This is a genomic window from Erythrobacter sp. (assembly GCF_011765465.1).
In the GTDB taxonomy this organism is placed as follows: domain Bacteria; phylum Pseudomonadota; class Alphaproteobacteria; order Sphingomonadales; family Sphingomonadaceae; genus Erythrobacter.
Genome location: NZ_CP050265.1, coordinates 3153077 through 3178196 on the forward strand (window position 1 = coordinate 3153077; position 25120 = coordinate 3178196).

The following is a 25120-nucleotide window of genomic DNA, read 5'->3' on the forward strand; positions in this document are numbered from 1 at the left end:
GCAATGGAGAACACACGCATGAGGATTGCACTGATCGCCCTCCTGGCCGTGGCAGCCCCCGCCGCCGCGCAGGATATGAGCGCGTTCAAGACCGGGCCGGTGCTCGAGGAATTCGGTCCGCACGCTCCCGTCCCCGGTGTCGACCAATTGCCCGCCGATGCAGAGTTTCAGGTCGCCTTCGACGTCAGCGAGGCGGCCGGCGAAAGCGGGCCCAATCGCGGCTTCATGGCGGCGGCGCGCTTCCTCAACATGCATGTCGCAAGCGGCGTGCCGGAGGAAAACATCCGCCTCGTCGTGGTGGTCCACGGCAAGGCTTCGCTCGAACTGCTGAGCGCGGACGACAACCCCTCGCGCGCGCTCGTCGAGGCGCTGCTCGCCGAGGACGTGCGCTTCGTGTTGTGCGGCCAGAGCGCGGTCGCCTACGGCATTGCGTCGGAAGACCTCATCCCCGGCGTCGAGATGTCGCTTTCGGCGATGACGGCCCACGCGGTGCTGCAGCAGCGCGGCTATACGGTGAACCCGTTTTGATGGATTGGGATTCCCTGCGGCTGCGGCTGGCGCTGGTCAGCGACGGTGAACCAGATCGCTCACCCAAACGCTATGCGCCCTATCCAGTCTGGGCCTGGGCGCGTGCCGCCGGGGCCACGAGCCATGCGGCTTTTCCTTTGGCCCTCGTCTTTGCGATCCTCGGCTGGCCAGCAATGGCCGTGACCGCTTTCGCCTTCTGGTTCGTGGTCTTCCTGCCAATTCCGCGCTACGGGTTGACGCCTCTCACCCCCGAAATCATCGGCGGCCTGCTCGGTTCACGCTATTGCCCGGCCTGCGGTCAGTCGATCTTCGACCGCGCTCCGCCCACCGGCTACATGGCCGATCACGCCCGCGGGACTTGGTGGCCGCATCGCCGCTGCGCCAATTGCGGGCATGACCTGAAGGTGCGGACAAGTGACTGATCCTGCCCCCCTCCATTCCCCCGCGCCGCAGCCCGGCGACCCGGACGCCGCGCTGCGCCCCAAATCGCTCGGCGAGTTCATCGGGCAGGAGGCCGCGCGCGATAACCTGCGGGTCTTCATCGAGAGCGCCAAGGGCCGGGGGGAGGCGATGGACCATACGCTCTTCTTCGGTCCGCCCGGCCTCGGCAAGACCACGCTCGCGCAGATCGTTGCGGGCGAGCTCGGGGTCGGTTTCCGCGCGACCTCCGGCCCCGTCATCGCCAAGGCGGGCGACCTTGCCGCGCTGCTCACCAATCTCGAACCGCACGACGTCCTCTTCATCGACGAGATCCACCGGCTCAATCCGGTGGTCGAGGAAGTGCTCTATCCCGCGATGGAGGACCGCGCGCTCGACATCATCATCGGCGAGGGGCCCTCGGCGCGCTCCGTCAGGATCGACCTGCCGCCCTTTACCCTGATCGGCGCGACCACGCGGCAAGGGCTGCTGACGACGCCGCTGCGCGACCGTTTCGGGATTCCCGTCAGGCTCAATTTCTACACCCACGACGAGCTCGACCTCGTCGTCACGCGCGGGGCGCGATTGCTCGGCCTTGCCATCGAGCCCGAGGGCGCGCGCGAGATCGCCCGCCGAAGCCGCGGGACGCCGAGGGTCGCCGGGCGGCTGCTGCGGCGCGTGCGCGACTTCGCCCATGTCGCGCAGCAAGGCACGGTGACGAAGGCGATGGCCGACGACGCGCTCACCCGGCTGGAGATCGATCGGCTCGGGCTCGACGCGATGGACCGGCGCTATCTCACCATGATCGCGACCACCTACAAGGGCGGCCCTGTGGGGGTGGAGACGCTCGCCGCAGGACTGGCGGAGCCGCGCGACACGGTCGAGGAAGTGGTCGAGCCCTATCTCATTCAGCTCGGCCTGCTCGCCCGCACCGCGCGCGGGCGGGTGCTCAACGATGCGGGCTGGGAGCATCTCGGCCTGACACCGCCGGGGCGGCCTGCGCACGGCCAGATCGGGATGTTCGGCGAGGACGACTGACCGGGCGCCGGGCAGGGCTGCGTTAACCATCTCGCCGCCCTGCAGCTAATCTCTGCCCGGCTTTCGGTGCCGGAATGGGACAGCCACTCGCAAAAGCCGTGATTTCCGCGCGTTTCCAGCCATTCTGGGTTTGCAGGGGTGGTTAACGGCGTTGCCCTCGCAGCGCTTTCGCCATCACACAGGCAAGGCGCAAACCGTGCCGGAGCAGGCTCGCTGCCCGGACGGATGCGTCGATGAATGCATTTTGTAAGGTGGGTCCATGTCGCTCAAACTGGCAGCAGCAAAGCTCTCCGCAACCGCCGCGGGCGTCGCCCTGATGACCGGCGGCGCGCTGCAGGTCGCCCAGCAGGGCGGCGCGGTGCGCACGGCCGAGCCGATGACGACCGAGGATCCCGACTACACCACCGACCTCGACGGGCGGCTGGTTCAGACCGCGCGCGACGGCAAGTACATCAAGACCGCGCCGCAGATCGCCGAGCCGAAATACATCAAGACCCGCGAGCGCATCATTCCCGAGCCGGAGCTGCGGCGCCGCCGCATCGTCGAGCGCACGATCGAGTGCCAGCCCTATGCCGGCGCGCCCGGCATGGCGACGAGCGCACCGCAGGGCGCTGTGCAGGCCTATTTCGATCCCGAGGAATGCCCCCCGATCCAGCAGGTCGCCTATGCGCCCGCGCCGCTGCCCCCGCTCCCGCCGATCGGCGGCGGCGGTGCAGCGCCCGCGATCATCGGCGGCGGGCTGGGCGGTTTCGGCGGCGGTTTCGGCGGAGGGTTTTTCGGCGGCTTCTTCGGCGGCGGCGGGGGCGGATCGTCCTCGGGCGATGTCTCGGTGTCGACCACCACCTCGACCAGCGGCGGGTCGACTTCGGGCGATGTCAGTTCTTCGGGCGATGTCAGCTCGACTTCGGGCGGCACGACCTCGAACGGGGGCACGAGCGGGGTCGTGATCGACATCGACATCGACAATTCGACCTCGACCACCTCGTCCTCGGGCACGGTCACCTCGACCTCGTCGACGGGCTCGATCTCGTCCTCGACCGGCCAGGTCTCGACCAGCACCTCGACCGGGGCCGTTTCCTCGAGCACCGGGGCGGTGTCGAGCACGTCCTCGTCGTCCTCGGGCAATGTATCCTCGAGCACGGGTGCGGTTTCGAGCAGTTCGACCAGTTCGTCGGGCAATGTGTCCTCGAGCACGGGAGCGGTTTCGAGCAGCTCCACCAGTTCGTCCGGCAACGTATCGAGCAGCAGCGGCGCGGTTTCATCGAGCACGGGCACCGTGTCCTCGAGCACCGGGGCAGTGTCCTCCAGCACGGGTTCGGTTTCGAGCTCGTCCGGTTCCGTCTCTTCGAGCACGGGGTCGGTCTCGTCCTCGTCCGGCAATGTCTCGAGTTCCTCGGGCAACGTCTCCAGCTCTTCGGGTAATGTGTCGAGCTCTTCCGGCAACGTCTCCAGCTCTTCCGGCAACGTGTCGAGCTCGACCGGCGGGGTTTCGAGCAGTTCGGGCAATGTCTCGAGTTCCTCCTCGAGCTCCAGTTCGTCCTCCTCCTCCTCTTCCTCGAGTTCGTCGTCCTCCTCCAGCTCCTCTGGCGGTGCGTCCAGCGGTGGGTCGAGCGGGCATCCCGGGACCAGCACGGGCGGCTCCAGCGGCGGCTCGGGTTCGTCCTCGTCCTCTTCGTCCTCGTCCTCGTCCTCGTCGTCTTCCTCGAGTTCGGGTGGGGCGACCAGCGGGGGCAGCACGTCGGGCGATCTCACGAGCAGCACCAGCTCCTCGTCGTCTTCCTCGTCTTCGAGTTCGTCGTCCTCTTCGGGCTCGAGCACGGGCGGATCGACCACCAGCGGCGGGTCGAGTTCTTCCTCGTCCAGCTCCTCCTCGAGCTCCTCGAGTTCGTCCTCGTCGTCGAGTTCGTCGGGCGGGACCAGCAGCGGGGTCGAAGTGCCCGCGCCGCCGATGGTCGGCCTGTTCGGGCTCGCCGCGGCTGCCGTGCTTCGCCGGCGCAAGAAGACAGACAAGCGGGAAAAGGCCGCAGCCTGACGGTCGGGCGCGGCGCAGCTGGCCTATTCGGGCCGGACGATCTCTCCGTCAGCCTGCTGCCACGCAAGGATGCCGCCTGCGAGATGCGCCGCCGGTTCGCCGGTGTGCGCCGCCAGCCGCTCCGCCGCGATGCCCGAGCGGCGTCCCGAGCGGCAATAGAGCACCACCACTTCGTCTTCCGACAACGCAAGCGCGGCCGGGTCGAAGCGATCGAGCGCGATATGTTCGGCCCCCGGGATGATCCCTTCGGCCACTTCGGCATCGGTGCGCACGTCGATCAGGCGCACGGCGCCGGTCCCGAGTCGCGCGCGCAATTCTGCCGGGGCAAGGTCGATGACCGGGGATACCGGCGCGGCGATGCCTTCCTGCGCGGAGGCGAGTTCGAAACCGAAAGGCGTTGCCGGAGCGCGCTTTTCCTCGCCGCTTTCGTCCGAAGGCGCACAGGCCGCCAGGGCGACAAGGGGCAGGAAAAGCGCGGTTCGCATGGTGATCTCCGGTTTCTCGTGGCTCCTCAGGCCGCCAGCTTGCGCAGCACGTAGTGGAGGATGCCGCCGTTGCGATAATACTCCATTTCGTTCGCCGTATCGATACGGCAGAGCGCGGTGAAAGTGAATTTCGTCCCGTCCTTGCGGGTGACTTCGATTTCCACGTCCTGCGCGGGGGTGAGGTCGGCAAGACCCTTGATCGAGAAAGTGTCCTCGGCGGTGAGGCCGAGCGTCTCGCGCGTGTCGCCGTCCTTGAACTGGAGCGGCAGCACGCCCATGCCGACGAGGTTCGAGCGGTGGATGCGCTCGAAGCTTTCGACGATCACCGCGCGCACGCCCAGCAGGATCGTGCCCTTGGCCGCCCAGTCGCGCGAAGAGCCGGTGCCGTATTCCTTGCCCGCGACGACGACGAGCGGCGTGCCGTCCGCCTTGTGCTTCATCGCGGCGTCGTAGATCGGCATCTTCTCGCCGTTATAGGTGGTGTAACCGCCCTCGACTCCGGGGACCATCTCGTTGCGGATGCGGATGTTGGCGAAGGTGCCGCGCATCATCACTTCGTGGTTGCCGCGGCGCGAGCCGTAGGAGTTGAAGTCCTTCTTCTGCACCTGGTTCGAGATCAGGTAGGAGCCCGCCGGGCTGTCTTCCTTGATCGACCCTGCGGGCGAGATGTGGTCGGTGGTCACGCTGTCGCCGAGGATCGCGAGCGGCTTTGCATCCACGATGTCGGTGACCGGCGCCGGGGTCATGTCCATCCCGTCGAAATAGGGCGGGTTGGCGACATAGGTGGACCCGGCGCGCCACTTGTAGGTGTCTGACGGTTCGACCGTGATCGCCTGCCAGTGCTCGTCGCCGTCATAGACGTTGGCGTAGCGCGCCTCGAACATCGAACGGTCGATATTGGCCGCACGGTGTTCGGCGATCTCGGCATTGGTCGGCCACAGGTCGGCGAGCATCACGTCCTTGCCGTCCTTGTCCGTGCCGATCGGGGTTTCGGTGATGTCCTCGGTCACCGTGCCCTTGAGCGCATAGGCGACGACCAGCGGCGGCGAGGCGAGGAAGTTGGCGCGCACGTCGGGCGAAACGCGACCTTCGAAATTGCGATTACCCGAAAGGACCGATGCCGCGACAATGTCGTTTTCGTTGATCGCATTGGAAATCGGCGGGGCGAGCGGGCCGGAATTGCCGATGCAGGTGGTGCAGCCATAGCCGACGAGGTCGAAGCCGATCGCGTCGAGATGCTCCTGCAGGCCGGACTTCACGAGGTAGTCGGTGACCACCTGCGATCCCGGCGCGAGGCTGGTCTTGACCCACGGCTTGGGCTTGAGCCCGCGCTCGTTCGCCTTCTTGGCGACGAGGCCGGCGGCGATCAGCACGTCCGGGTTCGAGGTGTTGGTGCAGCTGGTGATGGCGGCAATCACCACGTCGCCGTCGCCGATGTCGTGGTTCGCGCCCTCGACGCCCACGCGCAGCGGCTTGTCCTTCTTGTAGATCGACTTGAGGTCGCGGTTGAACAGCTCGTCCACCTCGGGGAGGATGACCTTGTCCTGCGGGCGCTTGGGGCCTGCAAGGCTGGGGACGACGCTGGCCATGTCGAGTTCGAGCGTCTTGGTGAAGACCGGCTCGGCCTCGGGGTCGAACCACATCCCCTGCTCCTTCGAATAGGCTTCGACGAGCGCGATGGTCTCTTCCGAGCGACCGGTGAGGCGCAGGTAGTCGATGGTCGCCTCGTCGATGCCGAAGAAGCCGCAGGTCGCGCCGTATTCGGGGGCCATGTTGGCGATGGTCGCGCGGTCGGCGAGCGTGAGGTTGGCGACGCCCGGCCCGTAGAATTCGACGAAGCGGCCGACGACGCCGACTTCGCGCAGCATCTGCACGCAGGTCAGCACGAGGTCGGTCGCGGTGACGCCCTCGGCCATGCGGCCTTCGAGCTTGAAGCCGACGACTTCGGGGATCAGCATCGAAATCGGCTGGCCGAGCATCGCGGCCTCGGCCTCGATCCCGCCAACGCCCCAGCCGAGCACGCCGAGACCGTTGATCATCGTGGTGTGGCTGTCCGTGCCGACGCAGGTGTCGGGATAGGCGACCATCTGCCCGTCCGGCCCTTCGGACGACCACACGCCCTTGGCGATGTGTTCGAGGTTCACCTGGTGGCAGATGCCCGTGCCGGGAGGCACGGCGGAGAAGTTCTCGAAGCTCTTCGAACCCCACTTGAGGAAGTCGTAGCGTTCCGCATTGCGCTCGTATTCGAGCGCCATGTTGTGTTCCATCGCCTTGGGATGGCCGAATTCGTCGACCATGACCGAGTGGTCGATCACGAGGTTGACGGGAACCTGCGGATTGATCTTGGCGGTGTCGCCGCCCAGCTTCTTGATCGCATCGCGCATCGCGGCGAGGTCGACCACGCAGGGCACGCCGGTGAAGTCCTGCAGCAGCACGCGTGCGGGGCGATACTGGATTTCCGAGCCGGTCTTGGGATCCTTCTGCCAGTCGATGATCGCCTGGATATCGTCCTCGCCGACGGTAAAGCCCCCGTCCTCGAAACGCAGCATATTCTCGAGCAAGACCTTCATCGAGATCGGCAGGCGCGACACGTCGCCCAGCTTCTCCGCCGCCTTGGCGAGCGAGTAATAGGCGTAGTCCTTGCCGCCCACGGTGAGCGTCGAGCGGGTGCCCAGCGTGTCCTTGCCGGTATCGGTCATGATCGTGTCCCATCCTTCTGGCTGTGGCCCTTTTGCGCCGCGGCTCAAAAGGGGTCCGGGCGCGTTCGGCCCGGATGAATTTCTCGTGCGCGCAATTGCTGGACTGCGGGCCTAAGGTCAAGGGCGCGCGGGGGTGCGAAGGGCCGGAATCAGACGTTTGTCGGATCGGTTGAAGGGTTGGCGGCGGGATCGTTCGGGGCCGACGGCGGCGCGCGGCGGGTGACGAGCCAGCAGCCCGCCACGATCAGCCCCGCGCCGGCGAGCGTCGGCAGGGTCACCGCCTCGCGGAAGAACAGCCAGCCGAACAGGCTCGCCCACAGGAACCCGGAATATTCGATGGGCACGAGCGCCTGCGCCTCCTCGCGCGCATAGGCCCAGGCGATCGCCATCGATCCCGCGACCGTCAGCACGCCAGCCGCCGCGATCCCGCCCATGACCTCCAGCCCCGGCGTTTCCCATGCGAACGGCGCGAAGACGAGCAGGACCAGCCCGCCGATGCCCGAATGGAAGGTCGCGATCTCGACCGGGCCGGCGAGCTGGCTCTGGCGGCGGATGACGATGAAGCCGTAGGCATAGAGCACGGCGGAAAAGGCGAGGGCTGCAAGGCCATAGGCGGCGTCCGCGTCGAATTCGCCTTCGCCGATCCGCCCGCCGACGATCACCAGCGTGCCCGCAAGGCCCAGCAGGCTCGCAGCAATCGCCTCGCGCCTTATCTTCTCGCCGAGCAGGAGGTGCGCGAAATAGAGCGCGAGCAGCGGGGCGATGAAGGACAGCGCGATCGCCTCGGCCAGCGGCAGCTTGGTCAACGCATAGAAGAAGGACAGCGCCATGAAGGCCGAGATGATCCCGCGTTCGAGATGCAGCTTGAGCAGAGTGCCCCGCGGCCATGACGGCCCTCGCGCCAGCCAGAAGGGCGCGATCAGCGCCGCTCCGATGAAGGAGCGCAGCATGGTCGCGGTGTAGGCCCCGGTGACGAGCGCGGACCCTTTCATGAAGGCGTCCATCAGCGCGAGAAATCCCACGCCCGCGAAAGCGGCGGCGAAGGGCGCGAGGCGTTTCGGATCGGGCGGCGCGGCGGACATGGCTCGCCCGGACTAATATGACCGCGTGCCCGCGTCACGCTCGTTTCCCCGGCAGGCGCTGCTGCCAAGGGGGCGATTCAGCCCAGCGAAAGCCATCCCCATTGATAGGGGGGCGAGAGCGGGGGTATATTGATCCGCACAACAACAAGAACCGCGTGTGAAACGCGGTGCAGGACGGTGGAACGAGCCATGAAATATCGCGTGAACCTGCTGGCGGGCGGCCTCGCCGCGCTGGCGCTCGGCCTTGTCGCTGGGACGGGCGGGGCGGCCGCGCAGGAGCGCCCGGCGGAGAATCTCCTTCCCGAAGAGCCAGAGCAGGCAAGCGAAGCGGACGCGAGTTTCGACGAAGCCTTCCCGCGCATGATCTCCGACCCCGTGGTGCAGGGCGATCTCGAGCCGCCCGGCCCGCTGGTGCAGCCCTGGAGCATCGCCCATGCGGAAAAACTCGCCGTCTTCATCGAAGGGATCGCCGCCGAGGGGCTCGACCCGCGCGACTATGATCTGCAGGCTCTCAGGACCGCGCTCGCTTCGGGCCCGTCGCAGGAGCTCGACGAAATAGCCTCGCGCAATTTCGTCTGGCTGGTCGAGGACCTGCGTGACGGGCGCACCCCGATGGAGGCGCGCAAGCAGTGGTTCGTGTTCGATCCCGACCGCGACCGCTACCGCACCGGCGACCTGCTCGAAAAGGCGCTGGAGACGGGCGACATCGCGGGCACGCTCGAAAGCCTCAATCCGACCTATCCGGACTATGCCCGCCTGCGCGACGAACTCGCCGCGACCCCGCAAGAGGACGCCGAACGCCGCAAGCTGATCCGTGCCAACATGGACCGCTGGCGCTGGCTGCCGCGCGATCTCGGCCAGCTTTACCTCATCACCAATGTCCCCGAATACCAGCTTCGCCTGACGGTCGGGGACAAGGCGCTGAAGACCTACCGCACCATCGTCGGCAAGCCGGGCCGCACCGCGACGCCGCAACTGGCCGAAATGGTCGAGGGCGTGGTGTTCAACCCGACCTGGACCGTGCCGCAGAGCATCGTAAAGGGCGAGGGGCTGGGCGCGCGCGTGCTGGCGAATCCCGCCTGGGCGCGGGCCAAGGGCTACAAGGCGACGAAGGGCGCGAACGGCTATATCTCGGTCGTGCAGCAGCCCGGGCCGACCAATTCGCTGGGTCGGGTGAAGCTGGAAATGCCGAACCCGCACGCGATCTTCTTCCACGACACGCCCTCGCGCCACCTCTTCGCGCAAGACGAGCGCGCGCTGTCGCACGGCTGCATCCGCACCGAGCGCGCGCTGGAGCTCGGTATGACGCTGGCGATCCTCGGCAAGGGCGCGACCCGCGACGAGGCGGTGGAGATCTCGACCTCGGGCGAATACACGAAGGTGGAGATCGACCGGAAGATCCCGGCCTACATCACCTATTTCACCTACGGCACGAACGTCGACGGCGAGATGACCGAGTTCGAGGACATCTACGGGCGCGACGCCCCGGTGCTGGCGAGCCTCGACCAGCCGCGCGTGCGCGACCGCAGCAATGTCATCGACGACGAGGTGATCGTGATCGAGAACGACCCGAGGGACGAGGGCTAGTCGGGCAATTCGTCCAGCATCGCGATGACCTGCCGCCGGTAGAACCACGCCGCAGGCAGGACGAAGGAGTCCAGCACCAGCGCGTGTTCCCACAGCAGCGGCTCGCCCGAAACCCACGGCACGCTCCACATGAAGCGGCTCACCACGGCAGCTGCGCCCGCGCCGGTCGCCATGGAGATGGCGAGCCCTTTGGGCGTGCGGATACGCTCGCCCAGCAGCAACGCCACGGGCAAGCCGAAGATGACGAGATAGAAGGCGGTCACGAAGGCTCCTGCGATCGAACCGACCGCAACCGCGAAGCCTCCCACCACGAGGAAGGACAGCATTCCGTCCAGCGACAGCGAGAAAAACTCCCCGGCTGCCATGGCGGCAAGGAGATAGAACAGCATCAGGCAGGCCGTGCCGATCGCGCCCGCGATGATGCTCGTCGGGACGATGGCGGAGGCGGTCGCGGTCAGGCGGCTTACCGGTGCGCCGAAGCCCGCGCGGTAGCGCATTGCCTCAGAAAGCGCCGGTGACGTAGCGCTGGAGGTCGCTCGGCTGCGTCGGGCGCAGCGGTTCGAGGTTGGCGGAGCGGAGGCTCCCGTCCTCCTGCAGGCCGAGGCTGTCGGCGAACAGCAGGCGCCCGCCCGACAGGTTCATCAGCGCGATGCGGAACTGTTCCTCGCCCATGGCGAAGCAGCCGTTCGAGCGCCCGAGCCTGCCCCAGCGGTCGATATGCGAAGGTTCGGCATAGTCGGCGCGGTGCATCACGATGTAGCGGCGGAGCGCGTTGTCGTTCGTCTCGTCCAGCCCGCCGAGGCGAACGGAAGTGCCGTACTTGCCCTTGTACCATTCCCACGTGACATAGGCTCCGCGACTGGTCGCGTTCGAACCTTCGACATTGGAATAGCGGTTGAGCACGCCGTCATGTTCGGGATCGGACCCCTGACCGTGGCTGACGTGGTAGGAATGGACTTCTTGGCGGTCGAGATTGACGAAATGGAACCGGCGCTCGGCCGAATGGACGCCGTAATCGGCGATGCCGACGATGTCGCGTTTCCAGATCGCATCGCCCGCGCGTTCGAGTTCGCGCCGGGCGATGGCGAAGAGCGCGCGGTCGCGCGCGGAGCCCTTGATCGGTTGGGCGGCGAGGCGGGCGGCGGGCGAGGCGAGCAGCGCCCCGCCGACCAGCGCGCCCTTGATGAGAGTGCGACGCTTCATATCCTCGCAACATATAGCGCGAAGCTTGCCCGGATGTGAGCATTTAATTGCGGTTCGCCGCAGATAGGGGGCATTCCGTAGGTCAGTGGCTCCGTTTCATCGACGGGGCGCGGGCGCGGCGCGCGTTCTCGTCGGCCATGGCGAGCATCGAGCGGGCGTGGCGGCGGGCGACTTCGCGCTGGTCCTCGCCATAGCCGCCGCCGAGCGCCGAGGCGACCGGAAGGCCGCGTGCCCTAGCTTGCGACACCACGAAACGGTCGCGCCGTTCGAGCCCCGTATCGGTCAGCGCGAGCCGCCCGAGCTTGTCGTCGACATGGGGATCGACGCCCGCCTGGTAGAGCACGAGGTCGGGCGCGAATTCGTCCATGATGCGCGGCAGGTGCGCTTCGAGCGCCTCCATGTAACCATCGTCGTCCAGCCCGTCGGGCAGCGGCACGTCGCAGTTCGAGCGGGCCTTGCGCACCGGGAAGTTCTTCTCGGCATGAAGCGAAAGGGTGAAGATGTCGTCGCGCAGCGCGGTGAGGCTCGCGGTGCCGTCGCCCTGGTGGACGTCGAGATCGACGATCAGGATGCGGCGCGCGCTGCCTTCCGCGATCAGGCGATTGGAGGCGACCGCGAGGTCATTGAACACGCAATAGCCCGCGCCCGTATTCGCCAGCGCATGGTGGCTCCCCGCCGCGCTGTTGGCGGCGTAGCCGTGGGTCATGGCGAGGTGCGCTGCGAGCCATGTCCCGCCATTGGTGTGCCGGACCCGGTCGCGGATCCGCTCGGTCACGGGAAAGCCGATGCGCCGTTCCTTCTCTCGGGGCACGGAGACGGTGAAGACTTCCTCGACATAGTGCGGGTCGTGCACCGCCTCGAGCCATTCGCGGGGGGCGGGATCAGGGGCGTGCTCGGTGATGGGGGCGCCGCTCGCGCGCAGTTCCTCCATCACGAGGTAATACTTGTCGAACTTGAACGTCCCGCGTTCGGGACGCGGAGCCATGTAATCGGCGTGATGGACGACGTGCAGCATTGGACTGGGAGCATCAACCCGGATCAAACGGGCGCGCCGGCCAGCCGTTCCAGTTCGGCGAAGATCTCTGCCTCGCTGCGGCTCGCGGCGTTGCGCCAGGTGGTCGCGGTGTCCGGGTTCACAAGCGTTCCGTCCGCCGTCAGGACCAGCAGGTTGGGCGTCCCAGGCAATTCTTCGAGGCCGAAGCTTCGTGCGATGGCAAGGTTATGCCCGTCGCCGGTCTGCGGCATTCCGATATTGACGAAGACCAGTTCATATTCACGCTCTACCAACTCCGCGATGCGCGGGCTTTCGAGCCACCCGGCGAGCGCGCGGCTGTCGTGGCACCAGTTCGCGCCCATGACCAGCAGCACGCGCTTGCCCGACATGGCTGCGCTGGCGAGCGCGGCGTGGACATCGCCCATCGCGTTGTCGGAGACGGCATAGGAGCGCGCTTCGGGATAGGTCGGCGCTGCCGGAACGCTTGCACAGGCGGCAAGCGCGAGGGCCGCGAAAAGCGCAACAGGGAGGCGGATCACCCGCGCTGGTCCTCGAGTCTCAATTGTCCGATGCGCAGCACCTCGACCTTGGCATCGCGGATGCGCAGGCGGTTCACCGCCAGCCGCGCGACGGCGACGGTTCCGATGGCGACCGCACCCACGGCGACCGCGCCGACCGCAAAAGCGCCCAGCGCAGCGCCGATCGCGCGCGTCCGGGAAAGGGCGGGGCCGCGCGCCACGCTACTCGGCGGCTTCCGGCGTTTGCTCGGCCGCGTGCGGGTCGAAGGCGACGGCCTCGCCCGCTTCGATCGCGGCGGCCTTTTCCTCCACGAGGCGCACGATATGGTCGAGCATATCCTCGTCGTCGATCGCGTGCGCCTTGACGCCGGAGAGGTAGACCATGTGCTTGCCATTGCCGCCGCCGGTTAGGCCGATATCGGTTTCGCGCGCTTCGCCGGGTCCGTTGACGACGCAGCCGAGCACCGAAAGGCTCATCGGCGTCTTGATATGTTCGAGCCGCTTTTCGAGCGTCTCGACCGTGCGGATCACGTCGAAGCCCTGGCGCGAGCAGGACGGGCAGGAGACGACGCGCACGCCGCGGGTGCGCAGGCCGAGGGCCTTGAGCATCTCGTAGCCGACCTTGACCTCTTCCTCGGGCTCGGCAGAAAGCGAGACGCGGATCGTATCGCCGATGCCCGCCCACAGCAGCGAGCCGATGCCGATCGAGGATTTCACCGTCCCGCCGATCAGCCCGCCCGCCTCGGTGATGCCGAGATGCAGCGGGCAATCGACCGTCTCGGCCAGCCCGTGATAGGCCGCGACCGCGAGGAAGACGTCGGAGGCCTTCACCGCGACCTTGAATTCGTGGAAGTCGTGGTCCTGCAGCAGCTTGATGTGGTCCAATGCGCTTTCGATCAGCGCCTCGGGGCAGGGCTCACCGTATTTTTCGAGCAGGTCCTTCTCGAGCGATCCCGCGTTCACCCCGATGCGGATCGCGCAGCCGTTCGCCTTGGCCGCGCGGACCACTTCGGCGACGCGGTCGGCCGAGCCGATATTTCCGGGATTGATACGCAGACAGGCCGCGCCCGCATCGGCGGCTTCCAATGCGCGCTTGTAGTGGAAATGGATGTCGGCAACGACCGGGATATGCGCCGCGCGGGTGATCTGGCGGAAGGCGCGGGTCGATTCCTCGGTCGGGCAGGAGACGCGGATGATGTCGCAGCCGACATCCTCGCAGCGGCGGATCTGGTCGATCGTCGCCTTCACGTCCTCGGTCGGGGTGTTGGTCATGGTCTGCACCGTGATCGGCGCATCGCCGCCCACGGGCACGTTGCCCACCATGATCTGCCGGCATTCACGCCGCTCGATATCGCGCCAGGGTCTCACAGACATGGCCGTAGATATAATCACGCGAGCGTTTCGGGGCAATGACATCTCTATTGGTGTCAGACCTCCCGCCCCGCCTCCCCACCAGGCCACCATAGCCTGATGGTATTATTGGTGGCCGGGTGGGGAGGCGGGGCGGGAGGTCAGCGTCGCGCGATAGCGCGACCGAACCGAAGACTCCGGGGGCGGGGGGTAAGCGTCGCGCGAGAGCGCGACCGCCATCAAGAACTCATCCGCTTGACACCCGGCCCGCCGCGCGCTTGCCTTCCCGCGAAAGGGAGAGACACCATGCTTCAGGGATCGACGACCGAATTGCGCAGCGAGCGCGCCAGCCTGCTGATGCGGGCGGTGGTGTGGCTGATGAAACGGCGAAAGCCCGTCTTCCCGCACAGCCCCGAAGGCTTCCGCGAAAAGCTCGCCCAGCGCGAGCCACCGCAGGACGCGCCGATGCCGGCGAAGTTCGAAAAGCGTTTCATCGTCGAGCGGCGCACCGTCGAGGGGCAGGAGGTCGTCACGCTCCACCCGAAATCCGGCCCCGGCGAATGGCATATGCTCTATTTCCACGGCGGCGGCTTCGTCCTGCCGATGTTCGACGTGCACTGGCCGCTCGCCGCGAAGCTGGTCGAGACCTGCGGCCTGTCGATCACACTGCCGCTCTATAATGTCGTCCCCGAAAGCCCGGCGAGCGTGCAGGACGCGCTCGCCGATGCCTGTTTCGCGCAGCTTGCCGAGGTCCACGACCCGGCGAAGGTCGTGCTCTGCGGCGACAGCGCGGGCGGGCACATGGCGCTCACCCTCGCGCTGCGGCTGGCGCGTGCTGGGGGCAAGCAGCCCGGCAGGCTCGCGCTGTTCGCGCCGTGGCTCGACCTCACCATGCGCGACGAGGCGATGCGCGCGGTCGAGCCGCATGACGCGATGCTCAAGATCGGTACGCTGCGCGCGACGGGCGCAATCTATGCAGGCGAGCGCGACCCGGCGAGCCCGGAATGCAGCCCGCTCCACACGTCGAAGGAAGACCTCGCCCAGCTTCCGCCGACCCGCATCTGGACTGGGCGGCACGACCTGTTCATCGTCGATTCGCGCACTTTCGCGAGCAAGCTGCGCGATGCAGGGGTGGATGCGAAGCTCTACGAATACGAGGCGGCGCCGCACGTCTTCATGGCGATCACGCCGACGCGTGAGGCGAAGGACGTCTTCGCGCTGATGAAGGACTTCCTGCGCGGCTAGACCGGGTAGCTCACGCCCGTCATCCGCTCGCTCATCTCCCACAGCCGCGCGGCGCTTTCACCGTCGAGCGCATAGGAGCGCACGCCGCGATCCTCGGCCTCGTCGTCGACCGGGGCCACGCCGCAGTCCTCGCAATAGACCCCGCCGCGGCCCGCCACCTCTTCGCTGGTCGCCGCCCACACGCTCGTCGCAGCGCCCTGCGGAATGGTCTTCCACTGGAAGTTCGCATCGCTCGCCTGCACCCGCTCCATCAGCGCCTTGGCCATTTCCGGCGTGAGGTGGCGGCCGAGATTGGTGTCGATCCCGCCCGGGTGGACGGCGTAGGAGTGGATGCCCTGCCCGGCGTAGCGTTTCTCCAGCTCCACGGTGAAGAGCACGTTCGCGGTCTTGGACTGGCCGTAGCTTGCCCAGGGATTGTAGTCGCGCCGCTCGAAATGCGGGTCGTCGAGGTCGACGCCGCCCATGTGGTGCGCGCGGCTGGAGAGGTTGACGATCCGCTTCGCCTCGCCCGCCATGACGAGCGGCATCAGCCCCGCGGTAAGCGCGAAATGGCCGAGATGGTTGGTCCCGAACTGGCGCTCGAACCCGTCCTTGGTGTGCTCGAAGGGGGTCGCCATGACCCCGGCATTGTTGATGAGGAAGTCGATCTTTTCCAGCCGCCCGCGCGCTTCCTCGGTGCAGGCGGCGAGGCTCGCTAGGTCGCCGAGGTCGCAGATGATCGTCTCGACGGTTTCGCTGCCCGTCTCGGAACGGATCGCCTTGGCGGCTTCGTCCAGCTTCACCTGGTCCCGCCCGGCCAGCACCAGGTGCGCGCCTTTTGCCGCGAGCGCGCGGCCCGTCTCCTGCCCGAGCCCCGAATTGCCGCCCGTCACGAAGGCGGTGAGGCCGGAAAGGTCCTTGCCCTCCAGAACCTCGTCGGTGGTCGTCTGCTTGCCGTAAGCCATCGCGCTCTCTCCCTTTATCGCCTTGGCGTGATGCCCGCTTTCGGGCTAGGCGTTCAACTCATGAAAAAGGCCATGCTTGCAGCGCTCGCCGCGCTTTTCGCCCTGACCGCCCCTTCCGCTGCCGAGGAGGCCGCAATGCCCGCCGACCAGCCGAAATGGTCGATCGCGATCCACGGCGGGGCGGGGACGCTCGATCCGGACCGGATGACGCCCGAACGCCGCGCCGCCTATGAAGCCGCGCTGCAGGAAGCGCTCGATGCCGGGGCGAAGGTGCTTGCCAGTGGCGGCAGCGCGATGGAGGCGGTGAAGGCCGCGATCATTCCGATGGAGAATTCGCCGCTGTTCAATGCGGGCAAGGGCGCGGTGTTCACGTGGGAGGGCCGCAACGAACTCGACGCCTCGATCATGGACGGGCGCGATCGCAGCGCCGGCGCGGTGACGGGGGTTACGACCATAAAGAACCCGATCCTGCTCGCCGACGCGGTCCGCACCGAAAGCGAACACGTCTTCCTGATGGGCGAGGGGGCGGAACAATTTGCGGCGACGCAGGGGATCGAGACCGCGCCGCCCGAATATTTCGCGACCGAGGCGCGGCGCGAGGCGCTCGAGCGGATGAAGGCCGAGGCTCTGTCCGCGCTTGACGTGGATACCAAGTTCGGGACCGTGGGCGCAGTGGCGCTCGACATGGAGGGCAACCTCGCCGCGGGCACCTCGACCGGGGGCATGACGGGAAAGCGCTGGGGCCGGATCGGCGATGCGCCGGTGATCGGCGCGGGGACCTATGCGGACAATCGGAGCTGCGCGGTGTCGGCGACGGGGTGGGGCGAGTATTTCATCCGGGTCGGGGTGGCGCAGGAGATCTGCACGCGACTGCGTATCTCGTCCGTAGAAGGAAAGCCGGACCGAGGCTGGAGCGTTCATTATCCCGGTGTCGAAAACTGGACAACTGACGACTACGCCGAGTTCGACGCGCAGATGACTGCCGATGCCGTCATGGCCGAGGTCAAGCAACTCGGCGGCGATGGCGGGGTGATCCTCGTGACGCCTGAGGGCCACGCGCTGTTCAGCTTCAACACCACCGGCATGTATCGCGGCCGCGCCGACAGCAGCGGGATGCGCGAGGTCGCGATCTTCGGCGGCGACGTGGAGGCGGGCGCGTCGAACACGCCGGATCACTGAGGCGTCAGAAGGGCAGGATACTCTCGCCGCGCTCGGCGAAATCCTCGATCACCTCGCCCACGCTCGCCAGCGCGGCTTCGCTGGCGGGGTCCATCCCGTCATGCGTCTCGCGCGCCCGGTAATAGGCCGCGAAGGTGATCGGCGGGTGTTCGCGCGGGCGGGCGAAGCCGATGTCGACGTAGAGCGAGCCCATGCCCGGCCAGATCGACGTGCCGGTCTTGTCGCCCGCAACCCACTTCTCCGGCAGGCCCGCGCGCACCCGGCGGCGGCCCGTGGGCGTGTCGATCATCCATTGCCTCAGCAGCGCCTCGGAAGGCTCCGGCAGCACCTCGCCGTAAAGCAGCTTCGCCACCGTGCGCGCCATCGCGGCGGGAGTCGTCGTGTCGCGATATTCGGTGACGGGCTGGTTGTTCAGCTCCGGCTCGGTCCGGTCGAGGCGGCTGACATCGTCCCCGATGCTGCGCCAGAAGGCGGTGAGCGCCGCCGGGCCGCCGAGTTCGCGCAGCAGCACGTTCGCGGCGGTGTTGTCCGAATATTTCTGCGTGTATTCCGCGAGTTCAAGGAGGGTCGCGCCCTCGGCCAGCCGCTTTTTGGTAAAGGGCGAGACGTGCATCAGGTCACCCCTTCCCCAAGTCACGCGGCGCGAGGCGTCGATCTCTCCCGCAGCGTCCAGCGCCAGCACCATGGCGGCGAGCGACAGCTTGAACGAAGAGCAGTGCCCGAAGCGGCGGTCACGGTTGAGGCCGAGCGACACGCCCGTTGCCGTGTCGAAAATCTCGACGCCCAGCGTCCCGCCCGCCTTGGCCTCGATGATGCGCAAGGTCGCCTGCATCCGCCCGAGCGGGCTCTGGTCTGGCGGGACGCAGGCGGCAAGGCCCAGCGCCGCGCTTCCGGCGATGAATCCGCGTCGGTTTATGGTCACAGGCGGCGCTCCATGCACAGGCTGAACTCGTCGGGCACATAGTCCCCGAAGCCGCTGCTTTCGGCGAAACCGTGGCTTTCGTAAAGCCTCAAGGCAGGCTCGAACGGAGCGGTCCGCCCGGTTTCGAGCCCGAGCCAGGTGAGCCCGCGCGCCCGTGCCTCGGCGATGAGGTGTTCGAGCAGCGCGCGCCCCGCTCCCTTGCCGCGATAGTCCGGCGCGGCGCGCATGGATTTCAATTCCCCGCGCCCTTCGCCCAGCTCCTTGAGCGCCCCGACCGCGGCGAGCCGCTCGCCGTCCCGCACCGCGTAGAAGGTGACATCCGGTGCGCGCAGCTTTTCGACCGGCAGCGCGTGGACCTTGCAGGCGGGCGACCAGGCGTACATTTCATCGAGGTGCAGCCGCAGCAGGGCGAGCACGTCCGCGCTCGTCAGGTCGTCTTGTGCGATGGCGTAGCGGATCACGAGAACTTGTCCGCCTTGCGCTTGCCGAAGCGCATATCGGCTTCGAGCTTGGCGCGGAGCTGGGCGTAGAACGCCTCGAGGAAGGCGCGCTCGTCGCCCGCGCCGGGGTCCCAGCCGATCTTGCGGCAGATCGCGGCGTGAACCGCCGAGAGCGCCTCGGGCTGGTTTTCGCGCAGGATGCGCTCCAGCGTCTGCAATTCCCGCTCGCCGTAAACCGACAGCTCCTCCTCGCCGAAATCGTAGCGCACGCCGGTGAGATCGCTCGTGCCCTCCGCCGCTGCCGCGCCCTGCGTCGACAGCGCCTCGGCGAGCTTGGTGCGCGGGGCTTCGACCACCCATGTCCCCGCGATCACGTCGCCCGCGCGCAGGGCGTCCTTGTTGAAGAAGGGGAAGGCCATGAAGATCCCGAACCATATTAGCCCAGCGATCCCCGCATTGCCCTGTTCGCCCGACGGCGCGAGCAGCAGGAAGATGAAGGGCATGAACAATTCGATGTCGCGGATGAGATTGCGCGCGATGACCGCTTCGGGCGTGAGCCTGCCGCCGCCTCTTGCCGCCACGCGGATGCCGACCGCGCGCTTGCCCGGCGTCGCCCCACGAGGGGACAGTTCGAAGGCGAGGAAATAGCCGTAGCGCGCGACGAAGATCAGCAGGATCGCAAGGATGATGACGAATTCGCCCGCTGCCGAAATCGCTCCACTCGCCGGGTCGAAATCCTCGTCCAGCACGGCCCAGAACAGCAGCGAGAACAGCAGCTGGACAAGGAAGATCCCCATGATGACGATGATGAAGTCGATCACCAGCGCGCCCACCCGGCTCCCGCGCGAAGCGACTGTGACGGGCAGGGCCAGCCCCTCGGGCGTGACCATGGTGCGGCGGCGCTTGGCCTCGGGATCGGGGCGCAGGCCCGCGTTGGCGGAAGCGGGGGCGGAGGTGGTGGCGCTGGCGGCGCTCATGCCTCGCTCTCCGCCAGCGTGCGGGGGCGGTAGAGGTAGAAATAGGACAGCCAGAAGGCGAGGAAGATGCCCCCGATAGCGAAACGCCCCTCGGTGCTGCCGACCAGCTGGCGCGGGAAGGCTTCGAGGAAGGCCGCGACGATCATCATGACGACGACGCCCACCATCACCACCGCCGCGCGCCGCCCGCTGGCCGCCGCGGCGGCAAGGATCGTGCGGCTCCCCGGAAAGGCCATCGAGCGCCCGATATGCAGCCCGGCCGCGCCGGCGAGCAGGATGCCGAACAGCTCGGTCGTGCCGTGGACCGAAAGCCACGCGGCCATCTCGATCCCCAGCCCCGCATCCGCGAACAGCCACAGGAAAGCGCCCAGCATCGCGGTGTTGTGGACCAGCAGCATCAGCGAGGGAATACCGAAAGCGAAACCCAGCGCGAAGGCGAGGATGCACACGCCCGCGTTGTTGCTGAAAAGCATGGCGGCGAACGTGGACAGCCCCCCGCTCCCGTCCTCCACCCCGAGCGTATCGGCGAGCGCCTCGCGGCTCGCGCCCGGGCGGCGGCTGTCGGCGAGGCCGGTGGGTACGAGGCGGTAGAACCATTCGGAATCCTCGGCCACCAGCAGCCAGCCGACGATCGTGCCGGTGACCATCACGAACAGCGCGATGCACACGTCGAGCCAGATCTCGCGCACGGCCCGGCTCCAGCCGCCGAACAGGAATTCGCGCAGCCACGCGAAGAAGCCCTTGCGCGGGCCGTAGACCTGGAACCACGCGCGCTGGACGAGGCTTTCGAGATAGCGCAGCGTCGCCGCATCGAGGCTCGTCTCGCGCGCGACCGAAAGCGAGGAAGCGGCGGTGCGGTAGAGCGTCGGCAGGGCGAGCAGGTCCTCGTCGTCGACCCGCTTGAGCCCGCCTTTCTCCATCCGTGCGACGATCGCTTCGAGCCTGCGCCAGTCGCCTTCGCGTTCGAGCCGGAAGCGGTCCGAACGCAGCGTCGCGCTGGCGATGTCGGCGGGCGGCTCGATCTCCTTGCGGGCGAACCATGATCCAAGAGCTGGCGCCTTCATCCGATCGCCTCGCTGTTCCGGATCGCCCAGTAGCGGTCGATGAGATCGAAAGTGATCGCCTCCCACGGCGCCTCGATCACGTCGACGCCCATCCGGCGCAGCCGCTGCAGGACGAGGCTGCGCTGGCGGGCGAGCGTATCGGCGGTGACCGAGCGGGCGAGGGTCGCGATATCGCCGGGCTCTTCCTCGATGAAGCTTTCCAGTTCGCTGTCGGCGAAGGTGACGAACAGGACGAGATGCTTCTTCACGAGGCGCGAAATGCTCTCGACCATCAGTTCGGCGGCGGTCGGATCGGTGAAATCGGAAAACAGCACGACCAGCGAACGGCGCTGCAGCTTGGCCGTAAGCGTGGCGAGGGCGAGGGTGAAATTGGGCTCGACCGGCTCGTAATCGAGCGAGGCGGCGGCGGCCTGCAGCCTGGGAAAGCCGCGCGTGTCGTTGACGAAAGGCGTCATCACGCGGGGGCTGCGGGCGAAGCCGAACAGGGCGGTGCGGTCGCCGCCCTTCAATGCGACATAGGCGCAGGTGAGCGCGGCCGAAACGGCGCGGTCGATGCGGGGCAGGCCGTCGACCGGCTCGCACATGGCCTGCCCGCAATCGAAGGCGAAGACGATCTGGTTGTTGCGCTCGCTTTCGTTCTCGCGGGCATAGAGGTGGTTGTGGCGCGCGCTCGCCTTCCAGTCGATCCGGCGGCGGTCCATGCCGGGCTCGTATTCGGAAAGCGCCTCGAACTGCGTGCCCTCGCCGCGGATGCGCCGCGCGATGAGGCCGGTGCGTTCGTCGCGCAGGAAGGTCTGCAATTCCTTCGAGCGCACCGGGGAAAGGTCGGGCCAGATGCGGATTTCGGTTTCGAGCGGCTGCGACACCTGCCGCGCGCCGAGGCCCAATGGGCCGGTCCAGCGCAGCCAGAGCCGGGTGACGCCGCCCGTCCCGCGCCGTTCGGGCAAGAGTTCGACCGCGCCCGAGAACACGCCCGCCTGCTCGCCCGGCACAAGGCGCAGCTCGGCACGCCCGGCAAGGCCGAGCCGGGGGTCGAATTCGAGCGCCGCCTCGGGCCGGCCCGCGCCTTGGCGCAGGAGCGCGTGGACTTCAACGACGCAGGGCCGGCCGACCTCGGTATCGGCCGGGGCATTGACTTCGCGCCGCTCGCAGCGCCCTGCGACAAGCCCGTCGAGCACCACCAGCACGACCAGCGCGATGGCGGCGGCGGGGGCGACCACCCAGGCTTGCGGCGAGGCGGCCGCGATCAGCAGGGCGAGCGGGGCCAGACCCGCGATCGCCCACGCCGCGCGGGCCGTGGGCACGATCGGCAGGGCCGGGAGCCAGCCGAACAGGCGGGCGAAGAGGGCGCGCAGGCGGCTCATGGTCTCGTCATGGGCCCTCAGCGCGGGGCCTCGGTGCTTTCGACCAGTTCGGCGACCAGCGCCTCCATCTCGCGGCCTTCGATCTCGGCGGCGGGGGAGAGTGTCAGGCGGTGGCGCAGGACGGGCACGGCGAGCGCCTTGACGTCGTCGGGGATGACATAGGCCCGGCCCTGCAGCGCGGCGCGGGCGCGCGCGGCGTGGGCAAGCATGACCGCCGCGCGCGGCGAGGCGCCGACCGACAGTTCCGCATTCTCGCGCGTCGCGCGCACCAGCCGCACGACATAGCGGGTGATGTCCTCGGCCACGGTGACATGGTCGAGCGCGCTGGAAAGCTCGGCCAGCCGCGTCGGGTCGGCGACCGGCGATACTCCGAGATCGGCGGGCCGCTGCGGACCCTGCCGCTTGCCGTAATCGGTGACGATCCGCGCTTCCTCGGCCTCGTCCGGATAGGGCACGAGCAGCTTGAACAGGAAGCGGTCGAGCTGCGCTTCGGGCAGGGGGTAGACGCCCTGGTTCTCGATCGGGTTCTGGGTCGCGACCACCATGAAATGATCGGGCAGGCCGTGCGTCTCCCCGTCGAGCGTCACGCGGCGTTCCTGCATCGCCTCGAGCAGGGCGGCCTGCGTCTTGGGCGGGGTGCGGTTGATCTCGTCGGCGAGCAGGAGGTCGCAGAAGATCGGCCCGCGCGTGAGGGTGAAGGTGCTGGTCTGGAAATTGAAAAGGTTGGAGCCGAGAATGTCGCCCGGCAAGAGGTCGGGCGTGAACTGGATGCGCCCGAAATCGAGGCCCAGGGCGGTGGCGAAGCTCTGCGCGAGGAAGGTCTTGGCCGTGCCCGGCGGCCCTTCGAGCAGGACGTGGCCCTGGGCCACCAGCGCTTCGAGCAGGCGGTCCACCATCTCGTCCTGCCCGACGATCGCCTTGGCGACTTCGGCGCGGATCGCATCGGCGAGGGTCCGCAGTTCCTCGAGTGTCATGCTCATGTCTTCAGTTTCCTCAGCAATTCGTCGAGCGCCTTGGCGGCGCGCAGAATGTCGTCGGGGGCCTCGGCGCTTCGCAGCGCCTCGGCCCGGGTGGAAAAGGGCGCCTCGTCCGGCAGGCGCCGGGCGAGCGCGGCGTCGATCGCCGCATCGTCGGGACGCTTGAGGGCGAGCAGGCGCGCGATGCGGCGCTGCGCGAGCGCGGCGTAGGGCGCTGCGAGCAGCCGCATCCGCTTCGCCCGCAGGATGAGCCCTGCGCCGTTCCTGACCAGCCGCTCCTTGCCGAAGCCGATTTCCGGCGCGCTCGCCGCAGCCGCGCCGAAGCGCATGAAGGCGCGCCAGCCGACCACGATCAGCGCGGCGATCAGGCACAGGGTCGCGGCGAGGAAAGGCGGCCGGAAGGCGAGGGTGAGAAGGTTCTGCGTTCCGCCGAAGCCATTCAGCGTGAGGTCGAACACCACCCGCGTGTCCTCGCCGTATCCTGCCTCGCGCACCAGCTGCAGCGCCACCGCCGCGCGGGCCGGGTCGGCAAGGCCCCAGTTGTTGACGAGGTCGGGCTCGGCCACGACCACGGTCCAGTGCGCGTTCTCGTAGAAGTCGCTGCCTTCCTCGCCCAGCACGTTGAAGGCGAGCATCCGCCCGTCGCCATCGCTGACGAGCGGTTCGAGCGTGTCCTTGGCAAGGACGAACTTGGTGGTCTTCGCCGGAAGGTCGCCCGCTATGCCGAAACCTTCGAAGGAAGCGGCCCCGCCGCTTTCACCCTCGCCCTCCTCCGGCCGGTCGAGCGCGGTGTCGAAGGTGTAGGGCGCAGGAAGGTCGTTGGTCCAGGTCGTCTCGGTCGCGAGGCCGAGCCTGACCCAGCCTTCCCTGAACAATTCGCGGATTTCCGCCGGCGCGCGGTCGGGGACGGTGCGCGCCTGCCATTTCGGCAGCAGGACAAGCGTCGGCCCCTGGTATTGCCGCGCCTCGAGCAGCGCGCCGATCTCTTCCGGGTCGGCGTAAGGCGAAGGCGCGATGACGAGGAGGTCGGGCGTCTCGAGATCGCTCGGCGAGCGCGAGACCTCGACCTCGTGGCCCGCGCCTTCAATCAGGCGGACCAGCCCGGCATAGCCGTTCAGGCCGACCGAGGCGGCATGGGCCGCGCCGTCGTTCTCGCGGTCGCCGCCGGTGTCGCCCGCCGAGATGAACCAGAGCAGGGCGAGGAAGGCGAGGAAGCCGACCGCCAGCACGGCGAAGACCGTCGCCTTGCCGAAAGGCGAGGACGCGCGGCCCGTCATGTCGGGCGCCGCGATGGCGGGGCCGCTCATGGCGCGGAAATCCGCTGGAGCGCGAAGTCGGCATAGGCCGCGCGGGCGGCTTCCCAGTCGGCCCTGTCGAGCGCGCGCAGCGCGAAGAGGCTGCGCTCCACCCGTTCGGCCACGGCGGCGAAGGCGGTGCGCGCTGCATCGGGCAGGGCGGGCAGGGAGGCGAGTTCGCGCGCGGTCGAGGAAGGTTCGACCCAGTCAGGCCGCGCGGCGGCGATCTGGCCGACGCTGCGCAGCAGGAGGAGGTGCGTCGCCTCGTCATAGCGCCCCTCGGCGGCGAGCCGGTCGGCATCCTCGAGCAGGGCGAGGCTCTCGCTCTCCTCGGGCCGCCAGTCGGGTGCGCCCGCTTCGGGCGGCGCGCCTTTCGCGGCGCGCGGCGCGCGGGCGAGCGGGCCGTAAAGCCGGGCGAGGAAGAACACCGCCAGCGCCGCCGCGAGGATCGCCGCGATCCACCAGAAATCGACCACCAGCCGCGCGACCGGCTGGATGATCATGCCGAGGAAATCGAACAACGCCTCGATCGCGCGGCTGAACCACGTCGGCTCGGGTTCGGGAAGGTCGGGAATCTCGACCGGCGCGAACTGGATATCCTCGCCCGCGCGCAGCGCTTCCCAGCCTTCCGGCGGGATGTCGGCAGAGGCGGCGGGCGCGCTCGCGTCGGCCGGGTTCTCTTGCGAAAGGGGGACCGTCTGCGCCGCGCTCGTCATGCCGGAAGGATTGGTGGCACGGCCAAGTTACCAAGGCAACAATTGTTGCCCTGACTTTTTCTCA

General features: G+C 68.0%; 25 protein-coding genes. 6 read left to right on the forward strand and 19 right to left on the reverse strand.

Annotated elements, in window-relative coordinates; all coding sequences use genetic code 11:
- Positions 1-18: 18 nt before the first annotated feature.
- The 3 genes from G9473_RS15290 to ruvB are packed head-to-tail and all read left to right on the forward strand — an operon-like array spanning position 19 to position 1983.
- On the forward strand, positions 19-528 hold the full coding sequence (locus G9473_RS15290) for a DsrE family protein (RefSeq protein ID WP_291134555.1): 510 nt from the start codon (positions 19-21) through the stop codon (positions 526-528).
- Complete coding sequence (locus G9473_RS15295; RefSeq protein ID WP_291134556.1) at positions 528-950, forward strand: hypothetical protein; 423 nt, start codon at positions 528-530, stop codon at positions 948-950. The genes G9473_RS15290 and G9473_RS15295 overlap by 1 nt, the downstream gene beginning before the upstream one ends.
- Entirely contained in the window at positions 943-1983 is a 1041-nt protein-coding gene (gene ruvB, locus G9473_RS15300; RefSeq protein ID WP_291134558.1) for a Holliday junction branch migration DNA helicase RuvB, read from the forward strand. Before G9473_RS15295 ends, ruvB begins: the two co-directional genes overlap by 8 nt.
- Before the next feature lie 663 nt (positions 1984-2646).
- Here the strand turns inward: ruvB and G9473_RS15305 are convergent.
- From G9473_RS15305 to G9473_RS15320, 4 genes are all read right to left on the reverse strand, one after another.
- On the reverse strand, positions 2647-3981 hold the full coding sequence (locus G9473_RS15305; protein ID WP_291134560.1) for a hypothetical protein: 1335 nt from the start codon (positions 3979-3981) through the stop codon (positions 2647-2649).
- A 57-nt stretch (positions 3982-4038) separates the two neighbouring features.
- Positions 4039-4500 (reverse strand): rhodanese-like domain-containing protein, encoded by a 462-nt coding sequence (locus tag G9473_RS15310; protein ID WP_291134562.1) that lies wholly within the window; start codon positions 4498-4500, stop codon positions 4039-4041.
- Between the two features lie 26 nt (positions 4501-4526).
- A complete protein-coding gene (gene acnA / locus G9473_RS15315) occupies positions 4527-7199 on the reverse strand; it encodes an aconitate hydratase AcnA (protein ID WP_291134564.1) in 2673 nt (890 codons plus the stop codon).
- Between the two features lie 149 nt (positions 7200-7348).
- Positions 7349-8281: a DMT family transporter gene (locus G9473_RS15320; RefSeq protein ID WP_291134566.1), complete on the reverse strand. Its 933-nt coding sequence runs from the start codon at positions 8279-8281 to the stop codon at positions 7349-7351.
- A gap of 189 nt (positions 8282-8470) precedes the next feature.
- Between G9473_RS15320 and G9473_RS15325 the strand changes: the two genes are divergently transcribed.
- A complete protein-coding gene (locus tag G9473_RS15325) occupies positions 8471-9868 on the forward strand; it encodes a L,D-transpeptidase family protein (RefSeq protein ID WP_291134567.1) in 1398 nt (465 codons plus the stop codon).
- Here G9473_RS15325 and G9473_RS15330 read toward each other — a convergent pair.
- The 6 genes from G9473_RS15330 to ispG all read right to left on the reverse strand — a co-directional run bounded on the left by G9473_RS15330 (position 9865) and on the right by ispG (position 13957).
- Positions 9865-10365, reverse strand: a complete 501-nt coding sequence (locus G9473_RS15330) for a hypothetical protein (RefSeq protein ID WP_291134569.1) — start codon at positions 10363-10365, stop codon at positions 9865-9867. The two genes, G9473_RS15325 and G9473_RS15330, sit on opposite strands and share 4 nt — an antisense overlap.
- A 4-nt stretch (positions 10366-10369) precedes the next feature.
- Complete coding sequence (locus G9473_RS15335) at positions 10370-11071, reverse strand: murein L,D-transpeptidase catalytic domain-containing protein (protein WP_291134571.1); 702 nt, start codon at positions 11069-11071, stop codon at positions 10370-10372.
- A gap of 82 nt (positions 11072-11153) precedes the next feature.
- Entirely contained in the window at positions 11154-12086 is a 933-nt protein-coding gene (locus G9473_RS15340; RefSeq protein WP_291134573.1) for a histone deacetylase, read from the reverse strand.
- Between the two features lie 23 nt (positions 12087-12109).
- Positions 12110-12604: a thioredoxin family protein gene (locus G9473_RS15345; protein WP_291134575.1), complete on the reverse strand. Its 495-nt coding sequence runs from the start codon at positions 12602-12604 to the stop codon at positions 12110-12112.
- Positions 12601-12804: a hypothetical protein gene (locus G9473_RS15350; protein ID WP_291134577.1), complete on the reverse strand. Its 204-nt coding sequence runs from the start codon at positions 12802-12804 to the stop codon at positions 12601-12603. Before G9473_RS15350 ends, G9473_RS15345 begins: the two co-directional genes overlap by 4 nt.
- Before the next feature lies 1 nt (position 12805).
- Positions 12806-13957 (reverse strand): flavodoxin-dependent (E)-4-hydroxy-3-methylbut-2-enyl-diphosphate synthase, encoded by a 1152-nt coding sequence (ispG, locus tag G9473_RS15355; RefSeq protein ID WP_291134579.1) that lies wholly within the window; start codon positions 13955-13957, stop codon positions 12806-12808.
- Between the two features lie 282 nt (positions 13958-14239).
- Between ispG and G9473_RS15360 the strand changes: the two genes are divergently transcribed.
- Positions 14240-15178 carry an alpha/beta hydrolase gene (locus G9473_RS15360; protein ID WP_291134581.1) on the forward strand — a complete coding sequence of 313 codons (939 nt, stop codon included), beginning with the start codon at positions 14240-14242 and terminating at the stop codon, positions 15176-15178.
- On the opposite strand, the gene G9473_RS15365 is transcribed toward G9473_RS15360, so the two are convergent.
- Positions 15175-16122, reverse strand: a complete 948-nt coding sequence (locus tag G9473_RS15365; protein ID WP_291134583.1) for an SDR family NAD(P)-dependent oxidoreductase — start codon at positions 16120-16122, stop codon at positions 15175-15177. The two genes, G9473_RS15360 and G9473_RS15365, sit on opposite strands and share 4 nt — an antisense overlap.
- Before the next feature lie 60 nt (positions 16123-16182).
- Here G9473_RS15365 and G9473_RS15370 point away from each other — a divergent pair, with 60 nt between their 5' ends.
- The gene (locus tag G9473_RS15370; RefSeq protein WP_291134585.1) at positions 16183-17301 is read left to right on the forward strand and encodes an isoaspartyl peptidase/L-asparaginase family protein; all 1119 of its coding nucleotides are present in this window, start codon (positions 16183-16185) and stop codon (positions 17299-17301) included.
- Between the two features lie 4 nt (positions 17302-17305).
- On the opposite strand, the gene bla is transcribed toward G9473_RS15370, so the two are convergent.
- The 8 genes from bla to G9473_RS15410 form a co-directional block, all read right to left on the reverse strand.
- On the reverse strand, positions 17306-18223 hold the full coding sequence (gene bla / locus G9473_RS15375) for a class A beta-lactamase (RefSeq protein ID WP_291134587.1): 918 nt from the start codon (positions 18221-18223) through the stop codon (positions 17306-17308).
- Positions 18220-18684, reverse strand: coding sequence for a GNAT family N-acetyltransferase (locus G9473_RS15380; RefSeq protein WP_291134589.1), 465 nt, complete (start codon positions 18682-18684; stop codon positions 18220-18222). The genes bla and G9473_RS15380 overlap by 4 nt, the downstream gene beginning before the upstream one ends.
- Positions 18681-19553, reverse strand: coding sequence for an RDD family protein (locus G9473_RS15385; protein ID WP_291138529.1), 873 nt, complete (start codon positions 19551-19553; stop codon positions 18681-18683). Before G9473_RS15385 ends, G9473_RS15380 begins: the two co-directional genes overlap by 4 nt.
- 83 nt (positions 19554-19636) lie before the next feature.
- Positions 19637-20704, reverse strand: a complete 1068-nt coding sequence (locus G9473_RS15390; protein ID WP_291134590.1) for a stage II sporulation protein M — start codon at positions 20702-20704, stop codon at positions 19637-19639.
- Positions 20701-22068, reverse strand: a complete 1368-nt coding sequence (locus tag G9473_RS15395; RefSeq protein WP_291134592.1) for a DUF58 domain-containing protein — start codon at positions 22066-22068, stop codon at positions 20701-20703. The genes G9473_RS15390 and G9473_RS15395 overlap by 4 nt, the downstream gene beginning before the upstream one ends.
- 17 nt (positions 22069-22085) lie before the next feature.
- A complete protein-coding gene (locus G9473_RS15400) occupies positions 22086-23048 on the reverse strand; it encodes a MoxR family ATPase (RefSeq protein WP_291134594.1) in 963 nt (320 codons plus the stop codon).
- A complete protein-coding gene (locus G9473_RS15405) occupies positions 23045-24352 on the reverse strand; it encodes a DUF4350 domain-containing protein (protein WP_291134596.1) in 1308 nt (435 codons plus the stop codon). The genes G9473_RS15400 and G9473_RS15405 overlap by 4 nt, the downstream gene beginning before the upstream one ends.
- Positions 24349-25056, reverse strand: coding sequence for a hypothetical protein (locus G9473_RS15410; RefSeq protein ID WP_291134598.1), 708 nt, complete (start codon positions 25054-25056; stop codon positions 24349-24351). The genes G9473_RS15405 and G9473_RS15410 overlap by 4 nt, the downstream gene beginning before the upstream one ends.
- Between the last annotated feature and the right edge of the window lie 64 nt (positions 25057-25120).

What these genes read in the sequence shown, in the direction of transcription:
- G9473_RS15290 (WP_291134555.1), top strand. Translation starts at nt 19, where the DNA reads ATGAGGATTGCACTGATCGCCCTCCTGGCCGTGGCAGCCCCCGCCGCC.
- G9473_RS15295 (WP_291134556.1), top strand. Translation starts at nt 528, where the DNA reads ATGGATTGGGATTCCCTGCGGCTGCGGCTGGCGCTGGTCAGCGACGGT.
- G9473_RS15310 (WP_291134562.1), bottom strand. Translation starts at nt 4,500, where the DNA reads ATGCGAACCGCGCTTTTCCTGCCCCTTGTCGCCCTGGCGGCCTGTGCG.
- acnA (WP_291134564.1), bottom strand. Translation starts at nt 7,199, where the DNA reads ATGACCGATACCGGCAAGGACACGCTGGGCACCCGCTCGACGCTCACC.
- G9473_RS15320 (WP_291134566.1), bottom strand. Translation starts at nt 8,281, where the DNA reads ATGTCCGCCGCGCCGCCCGATCCGAAACGCCTCGCGCCCTTCGCCGCC.
- G9473_RS15325 (WP_291134567.1), top strand. Translation starts at nt 8,471, where the DNA reads ATGAAATATCGCGTGAACCTGCTGGCGGGCGGCCTCGCCGCGCTGGCG.
- G9473_RS15330 (WP_291134569.1), bottom strand. Translation starts at nt 10,365, where the DNA reads ATGCGCTACCGCGCGGGCTTCGGCGCACCGGTAAGCCGCCTGACCGCG.
- G9473_RS15335 (WP_291134571.1), bottom strand. Translation starts at nt 11,071, where the DNA reads ATGAAGCGTCGCACTCTCATCAAGGGCGCGCTGGTCGGCGGGGCGCTG.
- G9473_RS15340 (WP_291134573.1), bottom strand. Translation starts at nt 12,086, where the DNA reads ATGCTGCACGTCGTCCATCACGCCGATTACATGGCTCCGCGTCCCGAA.
- ispG (WP_291134579.1), bottom strand. Translation starts at nt 13,957, where the DNA reads ATGTCTGTGAGACCCTGGCGCGATATCGAGCGGCGTGAATGCCGGCAG.
- G9473_RS15360 (WP_291134581.1), top strand. Translation starts at nt 14,240, where the DNA reads ATGCTTCAGGGATCGACGACCGAATTGCGCAGCGAGCGCGCCAGCCTG.
- G9473_RS15365 (WP_291134583.1), bottom strand. Translation starts at nt 16,122, where the DNA reads ATGGCTTACGGCAAGCAGACGACCACCGACGAGGTTCTGGAGGGCAAG.
- G9473_RS15370 (WP_291134585.1), top strand. Translation starts at nt 16,183, where the DNA reads ATGAAAAAGGCCATGCTTGCAGCGCTCGCCGCGCTTTTCGCCCTGACC.
- G9473_RS15385 (WP_291138529.1), bottom strand. Translation starts at nt 19,553, where the DNA reads ATGGTCACGCCCGAGGGGCTGGCCCTGCCCGTCACAGTCGCTTCGCGC.
- G9473_RS15390 (WP_291134590.1), bottom strand. Translation starts at nt 20,704, where the DNA reads ATGAAGGCGCCAGCTCTTGGATCATGGTTCGCCCGCAAGGAGATCGAG.
- G9473_RS15395 (WP_291134592.1), bottom strand. Translation starts at nt 22,068, where the DNA reads ATGAGCCGCCTGCGCGCCCTCTTCGCCCGCCTGTTCGGCTGGCTCCCG.
- G9473_RS15400 (WP_291134594.1), bottom strand. Translation starts at nt 23,048, where the DNA reads ATGAGCATGACACTCGAGGAACTGCGGACCCTCGCCGATGCGATCCGC.
- G9473_RS15405 (WP_291134596.1), bottom strand. Translation starts at nt 24,352, where the DNA reads ATGAGCGGCCCCGCCATCGCGGCGCCCGACATGACGGGCCGCGCGTCC.
- G9473_RS15410 (WP_291134598.1), bottom strand. Translation starts at nt 25,056, where the DNA reads ATGACGAGCGCGGCGCAGACGGTCCCCCTTTCGCAAGAGAACCCGGCC.